This is a genomic window from Fibrobacter sp. (assembly GCF_045131395.1).
In the GTDB taxonomy this organism is placed as follows: Bacteria; Fibrobacterota; Fibrobacteria; order Fibrobacterales; family Fibrobacteraceae; genus Fibrobacter.
The window spans coordinates 1-1,610 of record NZ_JBGUQY010000048.1 but is presented as its reverse complement, the minus strand read 5'-3'; the positions used below and the strand labels follow the sequence as shown (position 1 = coordinate 1,610).

The window sequence follows — 1,610 nt, the reverse complement described above, 5'->3', positions numbered from 1 at the left end:
AAGTCTGCAAATAAAAAGTCAAGAGGAAATTGCAGAAAAATGTGAAGTCCATGCAGGTTGAAAAGCGGGCATGAAAAGAAGGCCACCGCAGAACGCTGGCCTGAAAAGGAATGGTAATAAGCTTAGGAATCTTCTGCTCCCTCAGTTGGAGACAGGTAAGCATTCACCTTTCCGTAGTAGATTCGCAAGAACTTGTTGGCTCCGGCAGTCATGTAGACGTAGTAAGGCTTGCCCTGTGCTCGTTTCTTGTCCATGAAGGCATAGACAGGGTTATCTGCAGGAGAACGCTGGATAAGACCGTCCATGATCTGGAAGAGCGTTTTTCGCAGATGAGGCGAGCCTTTCTTCGACGTGGGGTTGCTCACGCGCTTGTAATCTCCGGATTCATTCGCACGAGGATCTACACCGGCAAAGGCCGTCAGAGCCCCTCTGTGCTTAAAGCGAGTAACATCCCCGATCTCAGCAATGAGCTGCGGCCCCAGCGTGGCACCGACGCCGTCCATCTCCATGACGACAGGATACTCTGGGAGCTGAGACGCCGTCTGATCCATCTTAATCCGAAGCGTTTCCACCGTTTCGGAGGCAATATTAAGCATGGCAACGGCCTGACGGATCAGCAGCTTGGTGTAGTCATCCTTGGGGAATACAGCGATGAGATCGGCGGCTGCGAGATAGACTTCTTCTGCCTTGGCGGCACTGAAATTGTAGCCCTTCCGCTTGCACCAGTTTTTATAGTGCTCAGTGAAGGCTTCAAGGGATTTGCTGCGAACGCAATCCACATGCCAGTAGGTGTAGACAAAATCCACCCATTTTTGGCTGCCGTCACTGCGGGCAGGGCTGTCGAAGAAGCAGTTGGCTCCGGGGAACGTCTGGTCGAGAAGCGCAATGAGATTGTTCTTCATAGCGGTCTTCTGATCCATGTAGAAGCCGAATTGCCGATTCATGGTTTTCAGTTGGTTTCGTAATTCATCCATACGACTATATTGCGGCAATTTCGCCCAGCGGTCAAGAGCAAAACGTGCAATTTTCTTTGCATCGGCTTTGTCCGTCTTCGGTGTGCGAATGGATTCGTTTCCAAAATCCTTGATGAGCCAGGGATTGACGGCGCTGACGAAAATTCCTGCTGCCGAGAGCCAGGATGCCATCGGCTCATAGTATCTGCCGGTATGCTCCATACAAACCTTTGTCTCACCCTCCAAGCATTTGATGGTGGTGATGAGATCATTGATGGAGGATTGTGTGTGACGGTAATCCCGTGGCGCCAGGACAACTACATCGCCCGGCTGGCGAATCGTGACAGTGCTCTTGCCTTTGGAAACATCGATACCAACTGCGTTCATGAAACTATCTCCTTTGAATGAATTGCAACGGCCGAGATCGACTTCTCTCATTGCCTATTCAATCTACTGGGTGATTCACACGAACACGCGGTTCAACCTGCGTAAAACGAACGCTGCGAATGAGGAGCCGGTTAGCAGACTTAATCACGGACGGGAGTCCTTGGAGGTATCGGCCAGACCGGTTGCATCCCCATTCTAACAGCTTAAGCAACAAGATGGACGATTTCTTGACTGGCGGTCAAGAACATCGACCAAATACATTGTAGTAGG

1 protein-coding gene is annotated in these 1,610 nt (G+C 50.8%); it reads right to left on the bottom strand.

The features are described from left to right. Window positions 1-122: 122 nt before the first annotated feature. The gene (locus tag ACJMNB_RS13455) at window positions 123-1,340 is read right to left on the bottom strand and encodes an IS110 family transposase (protein ID WP_405343345.1); all 1,218 of its coding nucleotides are present in this window, start codon (window positions 1,338-1,340) and stop codon (window positions 123-125) included. Between the last annotated feature and the right edge of the window lie 270 nt (window positions 1,341-1,610).